Below are 18,051 nucleotides of genomic sequence, written 5' to 3'. Positions count from 1 at the left end.
GATCGGCGTCCGGCGCCCGAGGAACGTTCGGCTTCGAAGCACCCTCCGCAAAGCCGTTCCAATGATTGAAATCCCGGGTAGGTGCTCCCGCCGGAATGAGACAGGCTTAGGGAACAGGCCGGACCGCCACGGAAACCGGCCCGGCGAACGGAGAGGAGTCGACGATGACGAATGGTCGCGTGCTGAGCGGCATCGAATTCGCCCGCACGGGCGACGGCGGCTCCCGCCGACTGCTGCTGGATTTGTACCTGCCGGACCCGCAGCTGATGGACACAGATCCGACGCCGGCGTACAGCCAGGCTCCGCGGCCCGCCGTCGCCCATTTCCACGGCGGCGGCTGGCGCACGGGGGAGAGGTCCTCCCTCGGTCCCGTCCTGGACGGTCTCGGCCTCAGTGCCTTCGACCGGCTCCTCGACGCCGGATTCGTGGTTGCCTCGGCCGACTACCGGCTCAGCCAGGAAGCGCTCTTTCCCGCCCAGCTGCATGACGCGAAGGCTGCCGTCCGCTGGCTGCGGGACCACGCCGCCGACTACAACGTCGACCCGGCCCGGATCTACGCCTGGGGCGACTCGGCTGGCGGTCATCTGGCCAGCCTCGTGGGACTCACGGGCACCAACGCCGAGGACAGTTCCGTCACCGCGGTGGCCGCCTGGTACCCGCCCACCGACCTGGGGCGGATGGCCGAACAAAGCCTTCCCGACGCCGTCGCCCGGGCCGACGCCCCCGGGTCCCGCGAAGAACTCCTGGTCGGGGCCGTGCTCGCGGACGAGCCGGCGAAGGCCGCTGCCGCCAGCCCCATCAGCCATGTCGGCGCCTCGGCCCCGCCCTTCTTCCTGGCACACGGAACGGCCGACCGCTTCGTGCCCGCCGCCCAGTCTGAGTCGCTCGCAGCGGCGCTGGAAGGGGCAGGGGCCGACGTCGAACTCCTGCTGATCGACGACGCGGACCACATGTGGACCCTGCCGGACCAGAGCCAGGCCGCGGCCGAGAAGGCGATGGGAGCAACAGTTTCCTTCTTCCTGCGGCAGTCGCAAGCGCCGGACACGCCCGCCCCCTGACCCTGCACCACCGCGGATCTGCACCGCCGCAAACCTTGCCGGACTTCAACCACACACCCTTCAGGCTCAGGCCTTCCATTGCCGTGCCCACCCATCAACCCTCACCAACACCCGCTAATCCTGGCGGCACCAGAAAGGCCCACCACATGCAGTTCATTGGCATCAACCACGACGGCGGCGCATGGGCAGCGACCCTCTTCGGCTCGCGGGTGGTCCCGCTGGCGCCCGTCCAGGATTTTTGGGCCGACCCCGCCGGCTGGCAGGAAAAAGCGCTCGCCTTGGCGTCCGGCACCGGTGCCGCCGGGGAGCTGGCTCGTGCCGCAGTCACGGAAGTGCCGCTCGTCCCCGCCTCCGCACGGGTCATCTGCGTGGGCCTGAACTACAAGGCCCACGCAGCCGAAGGCAGCTACAAGGACCAGGAACTGCCGCCGTACCCCACCCTGTTCGGCCGCTGGACGGCGTCCCTCTCGGTGGGCAACGTCCCGGTGCCCGTGCCTGCCGGTGAAGCGGGCCTCGACTGGGAAGGCGAAGTTGCCGCGTACATCGGCCGGCGCGTGGAATCGGCGGACGAGGCCACCGCGGCGGAGGCTGTTTTTGGCTATTCCGTCTTCAACGACATCACCGCCCGCAGGGCCCAAAAACTCACCTCGCAGTGGACCCTGGGCAAAAACGGTGACTTCAGCGGACCCCTCGGACCGCTCGTGAGCCGCGACGAGGCCGGCGACCTCCGGGACGGCCTGCAGGTGCGGACCAGGGTGAACGGCGTCGAGGCCCAGAACGGCAACACCCGGGACATGATCTTCTCCGTCCCGGCCATCATTTCGCTCATCAGCGAGACCCTTACCCTGCACCCCGGCGACGTGATCGCCACCGGAACGCCCGAGGGCGTGGGCTATGCGCGCACCCCGCAGTGGCTGCTGCACCCCGGCGACACAGTCGAGGTGGAGATCGAGCGGCTCGGCACCCTGGTCACCCCCGTGGGCGATCCGTCCCTCCGGAGCCGTGCCTGATGGTCACTCGGCAGTCCGCGTTGCCTGATGAGATCCCCGGGGAGGTGCAGGTCCTGATCTCCGGCGGCGGTCCCAGCGGGCTCTTCCTTGCCCTGGACCTCGCCGAACGCGGCATCGCCAGCCTGGTCATTGAACCCCGCGACGCCGTGGATCCCACCCGGCCGCGGGCCAAGACCACCAACGCGCGCACCATGACCCACCTGCGCCGGCTGGGGCTGGCGGACGCGCTCCGGGCCGCCGCCCCGCTGCCGGTGGACTACGCCCAGGACGTCCTCTTCTGCACCGGCCTCACCGGCCAGGACGCCCACGAACTGCACAGATTCCGCCAGGCATTCCAGCTGGTGCCCGGCCGCTACGGCCCGCAGCCCGAGTGCGGCCAACAGGTTCCGCAACCGGTCCTCGAAGAGGTGCTCCGAGAGGCCGTAGCCGGGAGTCCGCTGGCCACCCTGGTCACCGGCTGGTCCGTGGAGACGGTGGACATGTCCGCCGTTGACAGTACCGCCGTCGCAGGCAGGACGCCTGTCACCGTAGAAGTGTCCGACGCTTCCGGCCGGACACGAAGCGTCACCGCAGGCTTCGTGATCGGGGCCGACGGCGGTTCGTCCGCGGTGCGCCGCAGCCTGGGCCTCCGTCTCGAAGGCGGGTCGGCGGCATTGTCCAACATCAGCATCCTGTTCCGCTCCAGGGACTTGGGTTCCGCCATCACCCTGGACCCCGCGGTCCAGTACTGGGTGGTCGGCGCCGACACAGCCGGCATGGTGGGCCCGATGGACCTCGCCGACACCTGGTGGGCCATCGTCCAGGGCGTCGACCCCCAGACGGCTGTCAGTCCCGACGACGCGGCAGCCATGGTCCGCTCGCTGGTGGGGACACGGGCTGTGAATATTGATGTAGAGGTGGTAGCCACGGATCCGTGGACCGCCCGGATGCTGCTGGCGCCCGAATACAGCCGCGGCAGCATCTTCCTGGTGGGCGATGCTGCCCATCTGAACCCGCCGTGGGGCGGCCACGGCTTCAACACATGCATCGGCGACGCCGCCAACCTGGCGTGGAAGCTTACCGCCGCACTGCAGGGATGGGCCGGCCCCGGGCTGCTGGACAGCTACGGACGTGAACGCCGCCCCGTGGCGGAGCGGACCATCCGGGAAGCCGCGGCGAACGGCGAAGCACTTGCCTACCACTTCGCGGATCCGCGGCTGGTTGCCGACGGCCCAGACGGAGAAGCGGCGCGGCAGGCGGCGCACGAGGCCCTCGCCGTGAAGCAGAGCGAGTTCGACTCTCTGGGCCTGGTCCTGGGATACGCGTACAGCGGGTCACCCCTGGTGGTGCCGGACGGTTACCCGGTCCCGGCCGAGGACCCCATCCGGTATGTCCCCTCCGCGAGCCCGGGGGCCCTGCTCCCACATGCGTGGCTGGATGACGGCACGTCCGTGTACAGCAGGCTCGGCCAAGGCTTCACGCTGCTGGCCGACGCCGGGACGCTGGGCGGAGTGCCGGAAGAGCAGATCTTCGTGCCGGTCCTTGACGCCGGGGCGCGGCAGGGCATTCCGGTGACCGTTGCCGCCGTCGGGCCCTCCGACGACGGGGCACCGCCGTCCGAACTGTGGGGAGCAGCCGCCGTCCTGGTCCGTCCGGACCAGCACGTCGCGTGGCGGGGCAGCTCTGCGGAGGCCGCCGCGGCAGCCCTGGCCGTGGCCGCCGGCTGGACTGCGCCGCAGACGTCCGCTCCGGACAGCGCCAAATCCCAGGATCAGCACGAAAGGAAAGCCCGTGTCAGTGCCGTCATTCCGTGATTTTCTCTTTACTCCCGACCACCCGCGGGTGGCGGAAATCCGCGGCCTGAACGCCCGCGAATACGCCGAGGCGGCCAAATCCGATGCCTTCGCCGGGCCGATGATTGAGGGCTGGCAGAAACTGTATCCGCAGCCATTTGTCGGCGTGACCAGCGACGGCGTGCTCCGCGACGGGCTGTTTCCGCTCCGGGCTGCCCGCGCGGGGGAGGAGGCCCCGGCCGCGGAGATGGCAGCGGCCGCCCAGAAACTGTTGTCGGTCCTCACGCCGGAGCAGGCCCTGCGGCTGAGCTATGCCGTGGACGCCCCAGAGTGGCAAAGCTGGGCCAACCCGGAATTCCTGCAGCACGACACCGGCCTCCGCCTCGATGAGGTGGACGGGACGGTCCGCGAGGCAGCACTAGCGGTGATGGGGGCGAGCCTGAGCGCCGAGGGCTTTGCGCTGGTCCGGAATCTTATGCGGATCAACGGCTTCCTGGGGGACCTGGTGGAGTTGCCCTTGCTGATGAACGAGTTCAGCTACAACTTCGCGCTGTACGGCGAGCCGTCGGAGACCGCGCCGTGGGGCTGGCAGCTCTTCGGCCATCACGCCGCGTTCAATTGCCTCGTGGCGGGGACCCAGCTGGTGATGTCACCGGTGTTCCTGGGCGCGGAGCCGGACGTGATCGACGCCGGCCCGCACCGGGGCGTGAAGGTTTTCAAGGAGCGGATCGGCTTGGCCCGGCAGCTCATGGGCGCATTGCCGGAAACGCTCCGGAAGGAAGCCGTTGTGTACGCGGCGATGGTGGATCCGGCCATGCCCGAAGGCCGTATCCATCCCGGCGACGAACGCCACCTCGGCGGATGCTTCCAGGACAACCGGGTGATCCCCTATGAGGGCATCCGGGTCAGCGACATGCGTGCGCAGGCCGTGGCGGTGCTGGACGATCTGGTGGACGATTTCATCGCCTACCTGCCCGAGGGTCCGCGGGCCGCGCGGCGCCGGGAGATCCGGGAGAACTACGGCGAGAGCTTTTTCAGCTGGATCGGCGGCTGGGAGGACCAGGAGGCGTTTTACTTCCGGCTGCAAAGCCCGGTCGTGGTGCTGGAACTCGACCACCACACCGGCGTCTTTCTGAGCAACGACACCCCCGCACCCTTCCACATGCACACCGTGGTCCGCACCCCGAACGGCAACGACTATGGCCGCGAGCTGGTGCGCCAGGCAAAGAGCCACTGACCCCTTAAATAGAGCAACGCGGGGTCACTTCCGGCCCAATAACCCCTCGAAATTGGGCGGGAAGTGACCCCGCGTTGCTTTTGCTGGTTAGGAAATATCCAGGGCCGCTCGGCGCTGCGGCGGGGGACCCACCACTGTCAGGTCCATCTCGGCCTGGGCCCGGCCGAAGCCCTCCATGTCCATGTACGGCTCTCCGCCCTCGGTGTACATGTAGTCCTCCGTGGGCTTGTTGAAGTACTCGAAGAAGCCGTTGAAGACCGACGGCGTGAGGAAACCGATCATCTGCGTGTTGTGCGAGTCAAAGGCGAAGGAGTGGATGGTTCCCGCCGGAGCGTGCAGGAAGTCGCCCTTGGTCAGCAGAACCTCCCGGCCGTTGGCGTAGATCCACATCCGTCCCTCGGTGCAGAGGAAGTTTTCGGTGTGCTCCGAGTGGAAGTGCAGCGGGATGTACGGGGACTTGGCCCCCTTGGTGTGAACGGCGAAGTAGTTCGATCCGGTGTTCGCCGGCCGCGACAGGTACGTGAACATGGTCTGGTAGCTGACCATCCGCTCGCCTTCGCCGGCGCTGAGGAAATACGGGCTCTGGGCGGCGGGCAGTCCGGCGTCCTGCCGGAACGCCGGCGCCACGCGCTCCACATCAGCGAACGTGATGCCGAATTCGGCGCCCACTTCCGCCTGCTCCTGACGGCTGGCCGACCGGCCGGCACGGACCGGGGGGACGTGGGAGTCGATGGGGGTGCCGACGCGCTCGTAGTAGGCCTCGGCCCCGCCAGGGGTCATCCAGTTCAGGAACCGCGTGTAATGGCTTGCCATCCGGTACGCGTGCGGGGTTCCCGGCGGAATCACCACGGAATCCCCTGGAGTCAGGATGCGGCTCTCGCCCGGCAGCCAGACGTGCAGGATGCCGTCGAAGACGTACAGCGTCTTGTGTTCCACGGTATGGGTTACAAACGGAGATCCGGCCCCCATGCCGCCGGAAATGTAGGCGGCGCTGAAAATCCCGCCGGTGTCTTCGGCGCGGGCGATTACTGTGACCAGCTGGCCGTTGAGCTCATAGCGGGCACCCTCGCCCGACGCCATGTAATAGGGGACAGCTTCGCCCGGCAGCGCATTCGCCACCGGAAGCTGATTGCTTATTTCCTCAACGCTGAGGGACATCGGAGCCTTCTTTCCTGTCAATGGACCGCGGACTGCCCCTAAGACTGCCTCCGTTTCCCCGCCTGGACCACCTCCGTTTCCAATGGATGAAAGACTTCAGCCGCTTTCCCGAACCGCCTAGGCACCGACGGCGTTCCCCGATACGGTCCAAAGTCCCTGTTTCGGTGTCGGTCCCCGCGGCTAATGTTGCTTGAGGCGCATGGCGGTTCCTGATTCGAGCCGGTGCGCCCTCACAGCCAGAAACGGGGGATACGTTGTCCAAAGATGCAGTTGTGACCGTCACAACCGGTGACTCGGGCCAGACGGCGGCGATGGAGCCGCCGGAACGGAGGGGCACCGTCGCCTCGCGCTGGGACGGGATCAGCCCTCAAGTGTCGCCGGCCGCCAGCCGGGGCGACTACTGCGCCGACTACTGGCCGCCGCTGTAGCGGCATGGTGACAGGCGCACTGTTCAGGGTGCACCGATGTGGATCTAGACCTAGCTAGTTTCGACGGCGACCGCTTCCGTGCGCGGGCCGTTGGACGGCCGTTTACCCAGGATTTACATGCTTGGCCTTGCGGGCGTTTCAAGGCCACACCCAGACTGATAAGAGAGGCTGACGTCATCCATTCAGCCCCCGAGACAAACCATCAAGCAGCGGCGAAGCTGTCCCCTCTACTCTGTGGCAATGACGCCCGGAAGGGGACCCGCGAATCGGAAGGAACCCCATGGCAGGCACATTTGAACTCTTCGTAGATGCCGATGCCTACTTCAGGTTCAGGCTTAGGGCCCCGGACGGGGCAGTACTAGTCGTGTCCAAGGCATTTGCGGACAAGCCGGAAGCCGTTGCCGGCATCAGCGCTGTCCGTGAGTACGCAGGCATGGGGCTGATTAGCGACTTGTGCCCAGCCGAGACAACTGCAAGTCCGGGGGCGCGGCGGCCACGGGCGGCCTCCACGCCGGCGACCGGCGTGGACCGGCGAGTGCACGACAACGACCTCCGCATCCGCGCCAGGGCCCTCCGCCGGCCGGCGCACGGTCCTGGCGCGATCGGAGTTGCCCCATCGCGGTGACGTGTCCCGGGTTTAGCCTTTAAGGGTCCATGCCAGCGTGAACCGGAACGAACTCGATCCTGTTCACAGGATGGACTGTCTTCCTCGGCGCCCGCGAGAACCCCTTGGCGTCCAGGTGGTTCTGTGCTCGGTAGACGGCCAGGGCCTCGTCATAGATGCCGTTGAGCCGGCGCCCGGAGTAGACCCGTTCGGAGCCATCCGTGAACGTGATGCTGATGAGCGTTTTGTCCGGGAAATGCCGGTTCATGCGGATGAAGCCGTCGGCGTCCTGCCTGAGACTGATCATGTGGTTCCCACTTTCGCGATCGATCAAGTCCAGTCTCCCGTTTTAGTGCTGCCAAATCCAACGGGTTTGTTTGCATCCACCGTCGCGCGAGGCTACTCGGGGCGGTGCCGAGCCCGCTGGAGCCCGGCCGGACCATTGGGCAGGGACGGGAGCCGGGGCAGGCGTGGTTGTCGACTCCCGGGGCGCCACCACCCAGGTGGCCACGTGGACAGCAACACCAAGGATGGCGGCGACGCCGACGGCGACCACCCACGTGCAGGCAACTGACATCCGCTGTGTCGAAATTCGTTCCGTCGCCAACGGACCATCCTCAGCGCGAGTGTGTAGAGCCGCCCAACGGACCGCCACCAAATGAATTGCCAGCAGAGAATTCCGGAGACAATGGAGGCGTGACTTCCGCGACCGCACCCTTGGATCCAGCCGGCCCCCGGGGGCCCTTCAACCTCGGCGTGATCGGGGCCGGCCTGACTTTCGCGGGCTCATTGGGGGAGCTCGCGGCGGCACTGCAGGGCGGGGGAGCGGGAACGTCGGCGGTGGTGCAGGCGCCTCCCGGCACCGGCAAGACCACCCTGGTACCGCCGCTGCTTGCCAATGTCGCGAACGCCAACATCAGAGCCGGGGGAGACGGCAGAGGAAGCAGCGGGCGTCCCCGGATCGTTGTCACCCAGCCGCGGCGGGTGGCTGCCCGTTCCGCCGCCAGGCGCCTGGCCGCCCTGGACGGCACCCGCCTCGGTGACCGTGTCGGCTACACGGTCCGCGGGGAACGCCAGACCGGTTCCGGGACCTTGATTGAATTCGTCACCCCGGGCATTCTGCTGCGGCGCCTCCTGGCCGATCCCGGCCTTGAGGGCGCCGACGCCGTCGTCCTGGACGAGGTCCACGAACGCGGGCTAGAGACCGACCTCCTCCTCGGCATGCTCACCGAAGTCCGCCAACTGCGCGGCGACCTCACGCTCGTCGCCATGTCGGCGACCCTTGACGCGCCCCGCTTCGCCGCGCTGCTTGGTGAGGAAGTTGTTGGTGACGCACCGACCGGTGAGGCCGCCGGAAACCACGACGGCGGCCCGGCGCCGGTTATCGACTGTCCCTCCGCGCTGTTCCCGCTCGACGTCAAGTGGGCGCCCGCGGCGGCGCCCCGGCTGGACGGACGGGGCGTGACCCGGGCGTTCCTTGACCACGTGGCCGACACGGCCGCGGCCGGGCACGCCGCCGCGCTTGCTGCCGGACAGGACCTTGACGCCCTGGTGTTTGTCCCTGGCGCGTGGGAGGTTTCCTACGTTGCGGCCAGACTGCGTGGCCGCAGCCGGGCAGAAGTCCTCGAACTCCACGGCCAGGCTGGCCCGGCCGAGCAGGACCGCGCCGTCTCCGGACGCGATCCGGGCGGGGCTGCGCGGATCATCGTTTCCACTGCGCTCGCCGAGTCCTCCCTCACTGTCCCGGGGGTTCGGCTGGTCATCGACTCCGGGCTGTCACGCGAGCCGCGACGCGATGCTAACCGCGGGATGTCCGGCCTCGTGACGGTGTCCTGCTCCCGGGCCTCGGCAGAACAACGCGCCGGCCGCGCCGCACGCCAGGGACCGGGCACGGTGATCCGCTGCTATGACCAGCGGACTTTCGGCGCCGCGCCGGCCCACCAGACGCCGGAAATCGCCACGGCAGATTTGGCCGGAGCCGCCCTGGTTCTGGCCTGTTGGGGCGCGCCCGGGGGCAAGGGCCTGGCCCTGCCGGATGCGCCGCCCCAGGCCGCGATGGACGAGGCCGTCGAAGTGCTCCGGGAACTCGGCGCCGTGACGCCGGACGGCCTCGCGACCGCGTTGGGCAAGACCCTGGCCCGGGTCCCAACGGACCCTCGGCTAGCCCGCGCCTTGCTGGACGGCGCCGCCACGGTGGGCCACCGCACGGCGGCCGAGGCCGTGGCCCTGGTCTCGGGGGACCAGCGGGCCCCGGGAGCGGACCTTACCCGCCTGGTGGCCGCGCTGCGGACTGGAAGGGATCCCGGATCGCGGCGCTGGACCGAGGACGTCCGGAGGATGGAGGGTATCGCCCGCCAGGAGTCGTCCGGCGTCGCGCCTTCAGCCGCTGCCGGGACCGTGGGCGCCGCGGAAGCGATTGGATTCGTCGTCGCGCTGGCCTTCCCCGACCGTGTCGCGCGCCGTGTTTCCGGCGACGGGCCGGACCGCTACCTGCTGACCTCCGGGACGCGGGCCGGGCTGCCGGCCGGCAGCGCCCTGTCCGGGCACGAGTGGCTGGCCGTGGCCGAGGTCTCCCGCGCACAGGGCCGCGACGCCGCGGGCACGGGAGCCCTCATCCGCTCGGCGGCGCCGCTGACGTCCGACACCGCCGCGGCGGCCGCCCGCCACCTTCTGGCCGAGACGCTCGAGGCGCAGTTCAGCCAGGGCAGGGTCACGGCCCGGCGGGAGCGCCGCCTTGGCGCGATCCTGCTCTCGTCCACCCCGGTTCGGCCCTCCGCTGACGAGGGGCGCGCGGCCGTGGCGCGCGCCCTCGCAAGCGAGGGGCTGGGGACCATCGGATGGTCGACGGCGGCCGAGGCTTTGCGCCGCCGTCTTGCCCTCCTGCGCCGGGAGCTTGGCGCACCCTGGCCCGACGTCTCCGAACCGGCGCTGCTGGCCCGGCTGGACGAGTGGCTCGCGCCGGAGCTCGCCGCGCTGGCTGGTGGGGCTTCCACCGCCGGGATCGACCTCACCGGACCACTGAGCCGGCTGCTGCCCTGGCCGGACGCAGCCCGGCTGGCGGAGCTGGTGCCCGAGTCGCTGGAGGTGCCCAGCGGATCAAAGATCCGGATCGATTACCCGGACGTGGAAGACGGCGGCAGGCCGGTGGTGGCGGTCAAGCTGCAGGAGTGCTTTGGCTGGGCCGAATCGCCGCGGTTGGCGGACGGGCGGGTGCCGGTGCTCTTCCACCTGCTCTCTCCGGCCCGCCGGCCCCTGGCCGTGACGGACGACCTCGCCTCGTTCTGGTCCGGGCCCTACGCCCAAGTCCGGGCTGAAATGCGGGGCCGCTACCCCAAGCATCCCTGGCCCGAAGACCCTTGGACCGCCACGGCGACGGCGCGGACCAAGCCGCGAAGCTAGTTCTGGACGGCCAGTCCCGTTGCGCGAACGGACACAGCCCAGGCATCCAGTATTCACCCGCATGAAACACCGCATGCCGCACACTGGAAGCAGAACCGGGACGTGCGCACCGCTCCCGTTTCCTCCGCCCGCCGCACTCATCCGGCCGGCGGCCGCCCGCCGAGCGGGCCGCACAGCTTCCCGTGAATTAGTCCCCACGGCCCGCCACACCAAAACGCTACGGCAGCGGCGGCCGGGGAGGCGGTAAGCCAGTCCGCCCCTGGACGGCGGACGCGGCGCGTGCACCCCCTCTTTGAGCCTCAGACCCCTTGGAAGGACCACGCCATGATCAAGACAAGAACTGACCTCGTGCTGGAAATCGAGGCCGAGAACGTCGCCCTCCTCGCGGACGAACTGGAAGCCGCCGTCGGCGTCGCCCGCTCTAGGGCGATGCAGGAACGCCGGCACGGCGTCCTCGTCACCCGACACAGCCACACACTGTTCACGGTGGCGGTCAGCGCCGAGGTCCCGTACGGGCTTACCGTCGAGCGCGGGTGACCGCCTGGTTGGCTGCCGCGCGGGTGCGGGGCAACACGAAGCCAGCCGCCACCAGCCACACCAGGGCGCCGAAACGGGCGACCGGCAGGAGGAACTGCAGTGGTTCGATTGTCATCGAGAGGAAACTCAGCTCGGCCGCTGCGGCCAGCACAAGCCCAGCCCAGGCGAACCAGCCCGGAGCCAGGCGCAGCACGAGGAAGGGGACTGCCATGCCGGCAACGAGGAGCCCCAACCCGGTCGCAAAGCCAACACCGCCGGTGATGAAGGCCAGGAAGGCCAAAGCATGGGTCAGGACCGCGTCCACACTGATCTCCGGGCGGCTCACCACCCAGATGAGCATGGCCGACACCATCAGCATCAAGGATGCCGTGATGCCGCCGAAGAACGCGATGGCCGGCCCGGGCACCCTCACGCCGAGCCGGAGCTGCCGGGCGTACACCGTGGCGGCGTAGATACCCAGCGGCACCGCGGAACCGAACTGCAGCATCGCCCCCACGCGCACGGCTACCGGGTTGTCGCGGAAGAACGTTGCCACGGTCTCCGATGGAGCGAACGGGCTCACGAATTGCTGGCCCCCGCTCAGCACGGCGGTGAGGACCAGGCCGGCCAGCAACAGGAGCAAACTCACCACCGCCAGGATTCCCGGGTGGGGGCCGGACGGCCGGCGGGGCGCGCCAGCCGTTTCAGGCTCAACCTCACGCGGAGCGGACGAACCATTCATTCCGAACTCACCTCCCAGGTCGATTCAACAATATAATGATTCGCTTAGTGAATGATTCTGTCAACGGGGTATCGTGGATGCATGGATCCCTCGACCACGGCGGGACCGCACCGCACGGCGTTCCTTCTCTCTCAGCTCGGCGCGCTGGCCTCGGCGCGGTTTGCCGAACGCACCCGCACACTCGGACTTACCCCGGCGGACGCCGGCGTGCTTCGCCTGCTCGGCCGCACACCGGGACTGAACCAGCGCGTCCTGGCGGACCGGCTGGGCGCCGTGCCGAGCAGGATCGTGGCGCTCATCGACTCCCTCGAAGCCCGTGGCCTGGTGGAGCGCACGCGCAGCAGCGCGGACCGCAGAAGCTACGAACTGCGGCTCACCGGGAACGGGCAGGAACTTCTGGCGGCCCTCCGGCGGACCGTCCGGGAGCACGAAGACCAGCTGCTGGGCTCGCTGACACCAGAACAAGCCGAGCAGCTCCACGACCTGCTTGCACGCCTTGCCGCGGCCAACAGCGTCGACCCCGATCTGCACCAAAACACCGGCAGCTAGGGCGGTTCCGCATCTTCCGCTGTTGCCGGCCGTGCAACAGGGGCATGATGAAGGAGGACGACGCCCACGGCCGCAGGGCCCGCGCACTGCAAGGCACACGGGACGCCGCTCAGACCGGACCCCGGCCAACCGGACTTACCCAGTCACGGGGACCACAGCCAAGCGATGAAGAGTGATGGCCATGCATTTTGCGTTCGTCTCCATTCCCGCCCATGGCCACGTGAACCCGACCCTGCCGTTGGTGGCTGAGCTTGTCCGCCGCGGTCACCGGGTCACGTATTTCACGTCGGCCGACTTCGAAACGCGGATCCGCAATGCCGGCGCGGCCTTCCATGCCTCCGGCGGAAACTGGCTGGCGTCCATGCCGGCCCTGGGGCCCGGTCAGCGGGAACGTGCACAACTGATGCTGCCCGTCATGAATAAGGTATTCGAGGATCTCCGGTCGAGTTTTCCCGCCATGGTGGAGCGGCTCCGGAAGGACCCGCCGGACGCCGTCTGCTTCGATGCGATGACGCTCAGCGGCAGCATGGCGGCGGAAAAGATCGGTGCCCCGGCCATTGGCCTCATGCCGACCTATGCCACGAACGAGCATTTTTCGCTGCGGTCGCTGATGCCGGCCCCGTCGCCGGGCGACGCCGATGAGATGGCGAAAGTCGTGATGGCCATGGGCCGGCTGGTGGCGGAGTTCGCGGCCGAGCAAGGGGTGCGGGCTCCACGGCTATTTGACGGTCCGCCGGCGCCGTTCAACATCGTGTTCCTTCCCCGCGCGTTCCAGCCCATGGGGGAGACGTTCGATGACCGGTTCCGGTTTGTGGGGCCGGACGTGGGCGGCCGGGACCACGACGGCGACTGGGCACCTCAGGGAACAGGGCCGCTGCTTTTCATCTCGCTTGGGACCAGTCCGCTGAACCGCCGGCCGGACTTCTTCCGGATGTGCCTGGAGGCCTTCGGGGGCAGCGATTGGGACGTCGCCATGGCGGTCGGTGAACAGACCAGCCCGGCCGAGCTCGGCACCATTCCGTCGAATGTCCGGATCCGGCCGTTCTTCCCGCAACTCCAAGTGCTCCGCCGGACAGCTGTCTTCATCACCCACGCGGGCATGAATTCGACCATGGAGGCGCTCTATTTCGCAGTCCCCATGCTGGCCGTGCCGCAGCAGCCGGAACAGGCGGCGACAGCCCGAAGGATTGCAGATCTCGGCCTCGGCCGCCAGCTTGCCCCAGAGGACGTCGCGCCGGAGGCGCTCCGGACCGGGGCCGACGCGCTCCATGTCGGCGACGAGGTCCGGCGGAACGTGGCCGCGATGAGCGAGGTTGTCCGCACTGCGGGAGGGGCTCCGGCTGCCGCCGACGCCATCGAGGCGCGTGTGCACGACGTGGTGGGCCGGTTCGGGAACCTCGGCTAGGAGGAAATGACGTCCGAATTCTCGCCGTGCGCCTTCATGAACGCCGCGACCGACGCCGCCAGCGACGCCCCCGTATCCTCCGCGCTGCGCTTGGTGCCGGCAACGGCAAACGAGTGATCGCCGCCCTCGCACCACTCAACGGTCGCAGAGGACCCGATCCGCCCAGCCACTGCCTCCAGCAGTTCCGGGGTGGCGAAGGTGTCGCGCGTGCCCTGCAGGAAGAGCATCGGCAGGGGCAGCCCATAGAGGTGCTCATCGCGGAGTTTTTCCGGTTTTCCCGGCGGGTGCAGCGGGTAACCCAGGTAGACCAGCCCGGCGGCGGGCATGCCTTCCGCCACTGCCATTGAGGCCATTCGGCCGCCGAAGGACTTCCCGGCGGCCCACAACGGCCGGGGGCCGGACCGGGACGCGGCTGCGTCCATCGCCGCCCGCCAGGCAGCGATGGCGGCCGGCGGCCTGTCCGGGAACTTCTTGCCGGCCTCCCGGTACGGGAAGTTGAACCGCAGCGTGGCGACGCCCAAGGAGTTGAGGGCCCGCGTGAAGCCCTGCAGGAACGGGTGGTCCATTCCCGCCCCGGCACCGTGGGCCACAACCAGGGTGGCGAACGCGCCGCCGGGGTCGGCGAAGACGCCGGAGACGGTGGCATCGCCGACGTCTATGGTGACGGGGGATTCGGGGCTGGTCATGGTTCCATCATGCCGGGTCAGGGGCTTGTGCGCTTCGCCGCGACTTGTCGTCGATGGCAACTCGGCGCGCCGCGCGGTCTTCATTTGCCCACGTCAGGAGGGTACGTTGTCCCCATGGCCAAGGAAGAAGTTCACCTCACTGTCAGCGGTCCGCACGGGGACCGGGAGCTAAGGGTGTCCAGCCCGGGCCGGGTTGTTTGGCCCGCCGTGGGACTCACCAAGCTGGATTTGGCCCGCTACATAGTGGACGTCGGGGACGCCTTCATGGCGGCGAACGGCGGCCGGCCAGTAACACTCCAGCGGTTCAAGGACACCGTCGACGGCGAACAGTTCTTCTCCAAGAACCCGCCCAAGGGTGCGCCGGATTTTGTCGGTGCGGTCGACGTCGCCTATCCCAGCGCACGCTCGCATCCCCAGTTGGTCTTTGAGGAAATCGCCGCCGCAGTGTGGGCGGTGCAGATGAATACGGTGGTGTTCCACCCCTGGGCTTCCCGCGCCGACAATCCGGACAATCCGGACCAGCTGCGCATTGACCTCGATCCGCAACCGGGCACCGGGTTCGCCGAGGCGGTGCCGGTCGCCAAGGAATTGCGCCGCGTCCTCGCCGAGGGCGGGCTCGAGGCCTTCATCAAGACCTCGGGCAACCGGGGGCTGCACGTCTATGCCCCGATCGAGCCGACCCGGGAGTTCCTGGACGTGCGCCACGCCGTCATCGCAGCAGCACGTGAACTGGAGCGCCGGCTGCCCGAACAGGTCACCACCGCGTGGTGGAAGGAAGAACGTGGCTCCCGCATTTTCGTTGACTTCAACCAGGCGAACCGCGACCGCACCATAGCCGGCGCCTACAGCCCCCGTGCCCTTGCCAAGGCCACGGTGTCGTGTCCGATCCGCTGGGAGGAGTTGGACGCCGTCGATCCGCAGGCCTTCACCATTGTTACGGTGCCGGAGCGGCTCAAAGCTTCCGGTGATCCGTGGGCCGGCATGCATTCGAGCCCAGGCACGGTCGGTCTTCTCCTGGAATGGTGGGAGAGGGACCTGGAGGCAGGCCTCAGTGAGCTGCCGTTCCCGCCAGACTTTCCGAAGATGCCCGGAGAACCGCCGCGGGTGCAGCCCAGCCGGGCGCGGAGGAAGGGCTGAGCGGGCAGTCCTTGGGCGTGGCCAGGGGGAACGAGAGCGACAACATTAGGTATGAGTGGCAATCCTGGCCGTCGGATTCCTTAGAGGGAATGCCGCCGAAGCGCAGACGGCTCGTTGGCTGGGGACTTTTATGGTTCCTCCTTCTGGGTTCCGTGTTGCGCGCGGCCGGCATTCCCGAACCGTGGCAATCCATACTTGCCGTCGTCGCGCTGGCCGCCGTCTTCGGCCCCCTTATTCGGTCCGCCGTAAAGGAAACCCAACGACTCCGCGACGAAGGCATCGACCTGCCGTCCTACCCGGTGACCCGCAAATCATTGATCTCGGTCGGCATCATCACCGGATTGCTTTGGGCCCTCGTTGTGGTCCTCGTGGCCATAGGTCGGCCGGTGATTCCTCTGCTGCCGATCGCCTGCACGGTCTGGTTGGCCGTCCAGTTCCGGCGCTGGAGAGCGTTGTCGGGCTGAGCCCCGGCAGCCTCTGGGCACGGTGGTGATTGTTACCGGGTGCGCCGGCCAGGCAGCCCGGGTGGGCTAGGAAGTGGACGCCATTCTGATGGTCCTGTCGGCTTTGCCCGCGGTCCCATGGATCATCTTGGCGTTCCGTTCATCGGATCCGAGCGCCCAGTGTCGCGCCTCGTGTTCGTTCTTTCCATGCGCCATGTGGCGCCGGATGAGCCGTTGCCGCCGAGTGTCTTCGTGAGGCTCCAGATACCAGGTTTCGGAGAGCGCGGTCCGGGCCCGCGGCCACTGGCCCTCGTCGGAGAGCAGGTAGTTGCCTTCGGTGATGACTAGGGGAGTATGTGCGTAGACGGGAATCGCGCCGGCGATGGGTTCTTCGAGACTGCGGTCGAAGTGCGGTGCGTAGATGGTTTCCGGGGGCTGCTGGTTTCTGATGCGTTCGAGCAGGGTTGCGTAACCGGCGTCGTCGAAGGTCTCTATGGATCCTTTGACCTGTCGGAGTCCGCGTTCGATCAGCAAGGCGTTGGCGAGGTGGAACCCGTCCATGGGTACCAGGACGGCGCGGTCGGTTCCGAGCGCTGCGACGAGTTGCGCCGCGAGGGTCGATTTCCCAGCGCCGGGGGCGCCGGCGATGCCGAGTATTTCCCGTCTGCCGGTGCATGCAAGCTCTGTCGCCCGCCCGATCAAGGCTTCCAGGCTGGTTGTGGTTTTCGTCATCGTTTTGATTCTATGTTCGCCGGTGGTATTCGAAATCATTCCCGTGCCATCCGCGGCCGCCGTCGCCGCGAATTAATAGCATGAGCAAGTCGGAGAAGAAGAACCTACGGTACTGCGACTACTACTGCTTCATGTCGCTGAAGGACTTCACGGCATGGGTAGACGCTGACGACGACCAGGAACCGGCCATGTCGTCGTCCGTGACGCCTACGCGAGCCCATTAGTGAATGACGAGGTCGTCGAAGCTGAACCGGATGACAGTTGACCCGCTGGTGGACGATAGTGCCGCGGTAATCCCGGTCACGCCGGGCGCCTGAAGGGCTGCGGTGCTGTCGCTCGCCGTCACCTGGGGCGACGGCTCGGTGGAACCGGACTGCCATACGGTGAGGCTAAGCGTTGTGGGACTGGCGCCGGTCGCTCTCAACCGGAGCGAGAGCGTTGCCCCCGGCGCAGCGGACAAACCCGGAACTGAGACCTCCTGTCCTATGATCGTCTCGGGCTGGGAACCGTTCATCCGATAGATGATTACGCTCACCGCGCCGCTCGCCCGCACCCTGGCAGTTCCGCGGTACTCGACCGTTGGGGCTACCCGGCGCGCCACGAGGCTGGCGTACGCTCCGCTTCCCCCCGGTGCGGCCCCCAGCCGGACCGTAGCCGTGGTGTCCGTGTCCGTTTTGCTGACGCTGCTGAGGAGCACCTGGCGGGTCTGCCCGGCGGAGAGGCTCAGCACGCCGCGCTGGCCGTCTACGCTGAGCGCCGTGTTGGTTGGCGTCCAGGTGCCGCCCAGATCGGCGATGCCCCAGCCGCCGCTGACGGTGCGCGTGAACGTGTCACGAGCGACAACGGCCGGTGCGGTCACGGTGAGCCGGACGGTGGCGGACGCCGTCGCTCCGGCCGTGTCGGTGACCGTGTAGGTGAAGGTGTCCGCTCCGGAGAAGCCGGCCGCGGGCGTGTAGGTGTATCCGCCCGGGGCCGTCATGCTCACGGTACCGTGGCTTGGCTGGGACCAGGCCGTGACGGTCAGCCCGGTCCCGGTGTCGTTGCCCAGCACTCCCGGGGCCGGGACGGTGAGCGCCGTCTCGGACGCGGTGGATCCCGCGTCATCGACCGCCGCGACCGTCGGTGCGGGTGCGGTCACGGTGAGCCGGACGGTGGCGGACGCCGTCGCTCCGGCC

At 68.3% G+C, this 18,051-nt stretch carries 19 protein-coding genes; 13 read left to right on the top strand and 6 right to left on the bottom strand.

Annotation, left to right across the window (positions count from 1 at the left end; all coding sequences use genetic code 11):
- Positions 1-164: 164 nt before the first annotated feature.
- The 4 genes from BM372_RS11085 (at position 165) to BM372_RS11070 (ending at position 5,077) form a co-directional block, all read left to right on the top strand.
- Complete coding sequence (locus tag BM372_RS11085; protein ID WP_090955167.1) at positions 165-1,058, top strand: alpha/beta hydrolase; 894 nt, start codon at positions 165-167, stop codon at positions 1,056-1,058.
- A gap of 146 nt (positions 1,059-1,204) precedes the next feature.
- Positions 1,205-2,068, top strand: coding sequence for a fumarylacetoacetate hydrolase family protein (locus BM372_RS11080; protein WP_090955165.1), 864 nt, complete (start codon positions 1,205-1,207; stop codon positions 2,066-2,068).
- Positions 2,068-3,861, top strand: a complete 1,794-nt coding sequence (locus BM372_RS11075) for an FAD-dependent monooxygenase (RefSeq protein ID WP_090955163.1) — start codon at positions 2,068-2,070, stop codon at positions 3,859-3,861. The genes BM372_RS11080 and BM372_RS11075 overlap by 1 nt, the downstream gene beginning before the upstream one ends.
- Entirely contained in the window at positions 3,839-5,077 is a 1,239-nt protein-coding gene (locus tag BM372_RS11070) for a DUF3500 domain-containing protein (protein WP_090955161.1), read from the top strand. The genes BM372_RS11075 and BM372_RS11070 overlap by 23 nt, the downstream gene beginning before the upstream one ends.
- 87 nt (positions 5,078-5,164) lie before the next feature.
- Here BM372_RS11070 and BM372_RS11065 read toward each other — a convergent pair whose 3' ends face one another.
- A complete protein-coding gene (locus tag BM372_RS11065) occupies positions 5,165-6,235 on the bottom strand; it encodes a quercetin 2,3-dioxygenase (RefSeq protein ID WP_090955159.1) in 1,071 nt (356 codons plus the stop codon).
- Positions 6,236-6,507: 272 nt separating this feature from the next.
- Here BM372_RS11065 and BM372_RS20670 point away from each other — a divergent pair, with 272 nt between their 5' ends.
- Positions 6,508-6,663 (top strand): hypothetical protein, encoded by a 156-nt coding sequence (locus BM372_RS20670; protein ID WP_177235968.1) that lies wholly within the window; start codon positions 6,508-6,510, stop codon positions 6,661-6,663.
- Between the two features lie 280 nt (positions 6,664-6,943).
- The gene (locus BM372_RS11060) at positions 6,944-7,288 is read left to right on the top strand and encodes a YegP family protein (protein ID WP_090955157.1); all 345 of its coding nucleotides are present in this window, start codon (positions 6,944-6,946) and stop codon (positions 7,286-7,288) included.
- A gap of 19 nt (positions 7,289-7,307) precedes the next feature.
- On the opposite strand, the gene BM372_RS11055 is transcribed toward BM372_RS11060, so the two are convergent.
- Positions 7,308-7,574, bottom strand: coding sequence for a hypothetical protein (locus BM372_RS11055; RefSeq protein WP_090955155.1), 267 nt, complete (start codon positions 7,572-7,574; stop codon positions 7,308-7,310).
- A gap of 389 nt (positions 7,575-7,963) precedes the next feature.
- Between BM372_RS11055 and hrpB the strand changes: the two genes are divergently transcribed.
- A complete protein-coding gene (gene hrpB, locus BM372_RS11050) occupies positions 7,964-10,666 on the top strand; it encodes an ATP-dependent helicase HrpB (RefSeq protein ID WP_090955153.1) in 2,703 nt (900 codons plus the stop codon).
- A 324-nt stretch (positions 10,667-10,990) separates the two neighbouring features.
- Positions 10,991-11,203, top strand: coding sequence for a hypothetical protein (locus BM372_RS11045; protein WP_256214201.1), 213 nt, complete (start codon positions 10,991-10,993; stop codon positions 11,201-11,203).
- Here BM372_RS11045 and BM372_RS11040 read toward each other — a convergent pair.
- Positions 11,184-11,831 (bottom strand): hypothetical protein, encoded by a 648-nt coding sequence (locus BM372_RS11040; RefSeq protein ID WP_218160869.1) that lies wholly within the window; start codon positions 11,829-11,831, stop codon positions 11,184-11,186. The two genes, BM372_RS11045 and BM372_RS11040, sit on opposite strands and share 20 nt — an antisense overlap.
- Before the next feature lie 174 nt (positions 11,832-12,005).
- Here BM372_RS11040 and BM372_RS11035 point away from each other — a divergent pair, with 174 nt between their 5' ends.
- The gene (locus BM372_RS11035; RefSeq protein WP_090955150.1) at positions 12,006-12,473 is read left to right on the top strand and encodes a MarR family winged helix-turn-helix transcriptional regulator; all 468 of its coding nucleotides are present in this window, start codon (positions 12,006-12,008) and stop codon (positions 12,471-12,473) included.
- A gap of 181 nt (positions 12,474-12,654) precedes the next feature.
- Positions 12,655-13,878: a macrolide family glycosyltransferase gene (locus tag BM372_RS11030; RefSeq protein ID WP_218160868.1), complete on the top strand. Its 1,224-nt coding sequence runs from the start codon at positions 12,655-12,657 to the stop codon at positions 13,876-13,878.
- On the opposite strand, the gene BM372_RS11025 is transcribed toward BM372_RS11030, so the two are convergent.
- Positions 13,875-14,564, bottom strand: coding sequence for an alpha/beta hydrolase family protein (locus BM372_RS11025; RefSeq protein WP_090955146.1), 690 nt, complete (start codon positions 14,562-14,564; stop codon positions 13,875-13,877). The genes BM372_RS11030 and BM372_RS11025 overlap by 4 nt on opposite strands.
- Before the next feature lie 114 nt (positions 14,565-14,678).
- Between BM372_RS11025 and ligD the strand changes: the two genes are divergently transcribed.
- Together ligD and BM372_RS11015 are read left to right on the top strand one after the other, a co-directional pair.
- A complete protein-coding gene (gene ligD, locus BM372_RS11020) occupies positions 14,679-15,701 on the top strand; it encodes a non-homologous end-joining DNA ligase (protein ID WP_090955144.1) in 1,023 nt (340 codons plus the stop codon).
- 89 nt (positions 15,702-15,790) lie between these two features.
- Complete coding sequence (locus BM372_RS11015) at positions 15,791-16,165, top strand: hypothetical protein (RefSeq protein ID WP_143111461.1); 375 nt, start codon at positions 15,791-15,793, stop codon at positions 16,163-16,165.
- A gap of 66 nt (positions 16,166-16,231) precedes the next feature.
- Here the strand turns inward: BM372_RS11015 and BM372_RS11010 are convergent, their stop codons facing one another.
- On the bottom strand, positions 16,232-16,876 hold the full coding sequence (locus BM372_RS11010; protein ID WP_090955139.1) for a nucleoside/nucleotide kinase family protein: 645 nt from the start codon (positions 16,874-16,876) through the stop codon (positions 16,232-16,234).
- An 80-nt stretch (positions 16,877-16,956) separates the two neighbouring features.
- Between BM372_RS11010 and BM372_RS20665 the strand changes: the two genes are divergently transcribed.
- Positions 16,957-17,100, top strand: coding sequence for a hypothetical protein (locus tag BM372_RS20665; RefSeq protein ID WP_177235967.1), 144 nt, complete (start codon positions 16,957-16,959; stop codon positions 17,098-17,100).
- Here BM372_RS20665 and BM372_RS20660 read toward each other — a convergent pair.
- Positions 17,097-18,051 (bottom strand): cadherin-like domain-containing protein (locus BM372_RS20660; RefSeq protein WP_177235966.1); only part of this gene is annotated, 955 nt, incomplete at its 5' end. The genes BM372_RS20665 and BM372_RS20660 overlap by 4 nt on opposite strands.

It is taken from the genome of Arthrobacter sp. ov118 (assembly GCF_900116495.1).
Taxonomy (GTDB): domain Bacteria; phylum Actinomycetota; class Actinomycetes; order Actinomycetales; family Micrococcaceae; genus Arthrobacter.
The sequence above is the reverse complement of the archived record's forward strand: the minus strand, read 5'-3'. Positions and strand labels throughout refer to the sequence as shown.

Bases quoted from the DNA above. Each gene is read 5' to 3' on its own strand.
- BM372_RS11085 (WP_090955167.1), top strand. From the start codon at position 165: ATGACGAATGGTCGCGTGCTGAGCGGCATCGAATTCGCCCGCACGGGC.
- BM372_RS11080 (WP_090955165.1), top strand. From the start codon at position 1,205: ATGCAGTTCATTGGCATCAACCACGACGGCGGCGCATGGGCAGCGACC.
- BM372_RS11075 (WP_090955163.1), top strand. From the start codon at position 2,068: ATGGTCACTCGGCAGTCCGCGTTGCCTGATGAGATCCCCGGGGAGGTG.
- BM372_RS11065 (WP_090955159.1), bottom strand. From the start codon at position 6,235: ATGTCCCTCAGCGTTGAGGAAATAAGCAATCAGCTTCCGGTGGCGAAT.
- BM372_RS11060 (WP_090955157.1), top strand. From the start codon at position 6,944: ATGGCAGGCACATTTGAACTCTTCGTAGATGCCGATGCCTACTTCAGG.
- BM372_RS11055 (WP_090955155.1), bottom strand. From the start codon at position 7,574: ATGATCAGTCTCAGGCAGGACGCCGACGGCTTCATCCGCATGAACCGG.
- BM372_RS11045 (WP_256214201.1), top strand. From the start codon at position 10,991: ATGATCAAGACAAGAACTGACCTCGTGCTGGAAATCGAGGCCGAGAAC.
- BM372_RS11035 (WP_090955150.1), top strand. From the start codon at position 12,006: ATGGATCCCTCGACCACGGCGGGACCGCACCGCACGGCGTTCCTTCTC.
- BM372_RS11030 (WP_218160868.1), top strand. From the start codon at position 12,655: ATGCATTTTGCGTTCGTCTCCATTCCCGCCCATGGCCACGTGAACCCG.
- BM372_RS11025 (WP_090955146.1), bottom strand. From the start codon at position 14,564: ATGACCAGCCCCGAATCCCCCGTCACCATAGACGTCGGCGATGCCACC.
- ligD (WP_090955144.1), top strand. From the start codon at position 14,679: ATGGCCAAGGAAGAAGTTCACCTCACTGTCAGCGGTCCGCACGGGGAC.
- BM372_RS11015 (WP_143111461.1), top strand. From the start codon at position 15,791: ATGCCGCCGAAGCGCAGACGGCTCGTTGGCTGGGGACTTTTATGGTTC.
- BM372_RS11010 (WP_090955139.1), bottom strand. From the start codon at position 16,876: ATGACGAAAACCACAACCAGCCTGGAAGCCTTGATCGGGCGGGCGACA.
- BM372_RS20665 (WP_177235967.1), top strand. From the start codon at position 16,957: ATGAGCAAGTCGGAGAAGAAGAACCTACGGTACTGCGACTACTACTGC.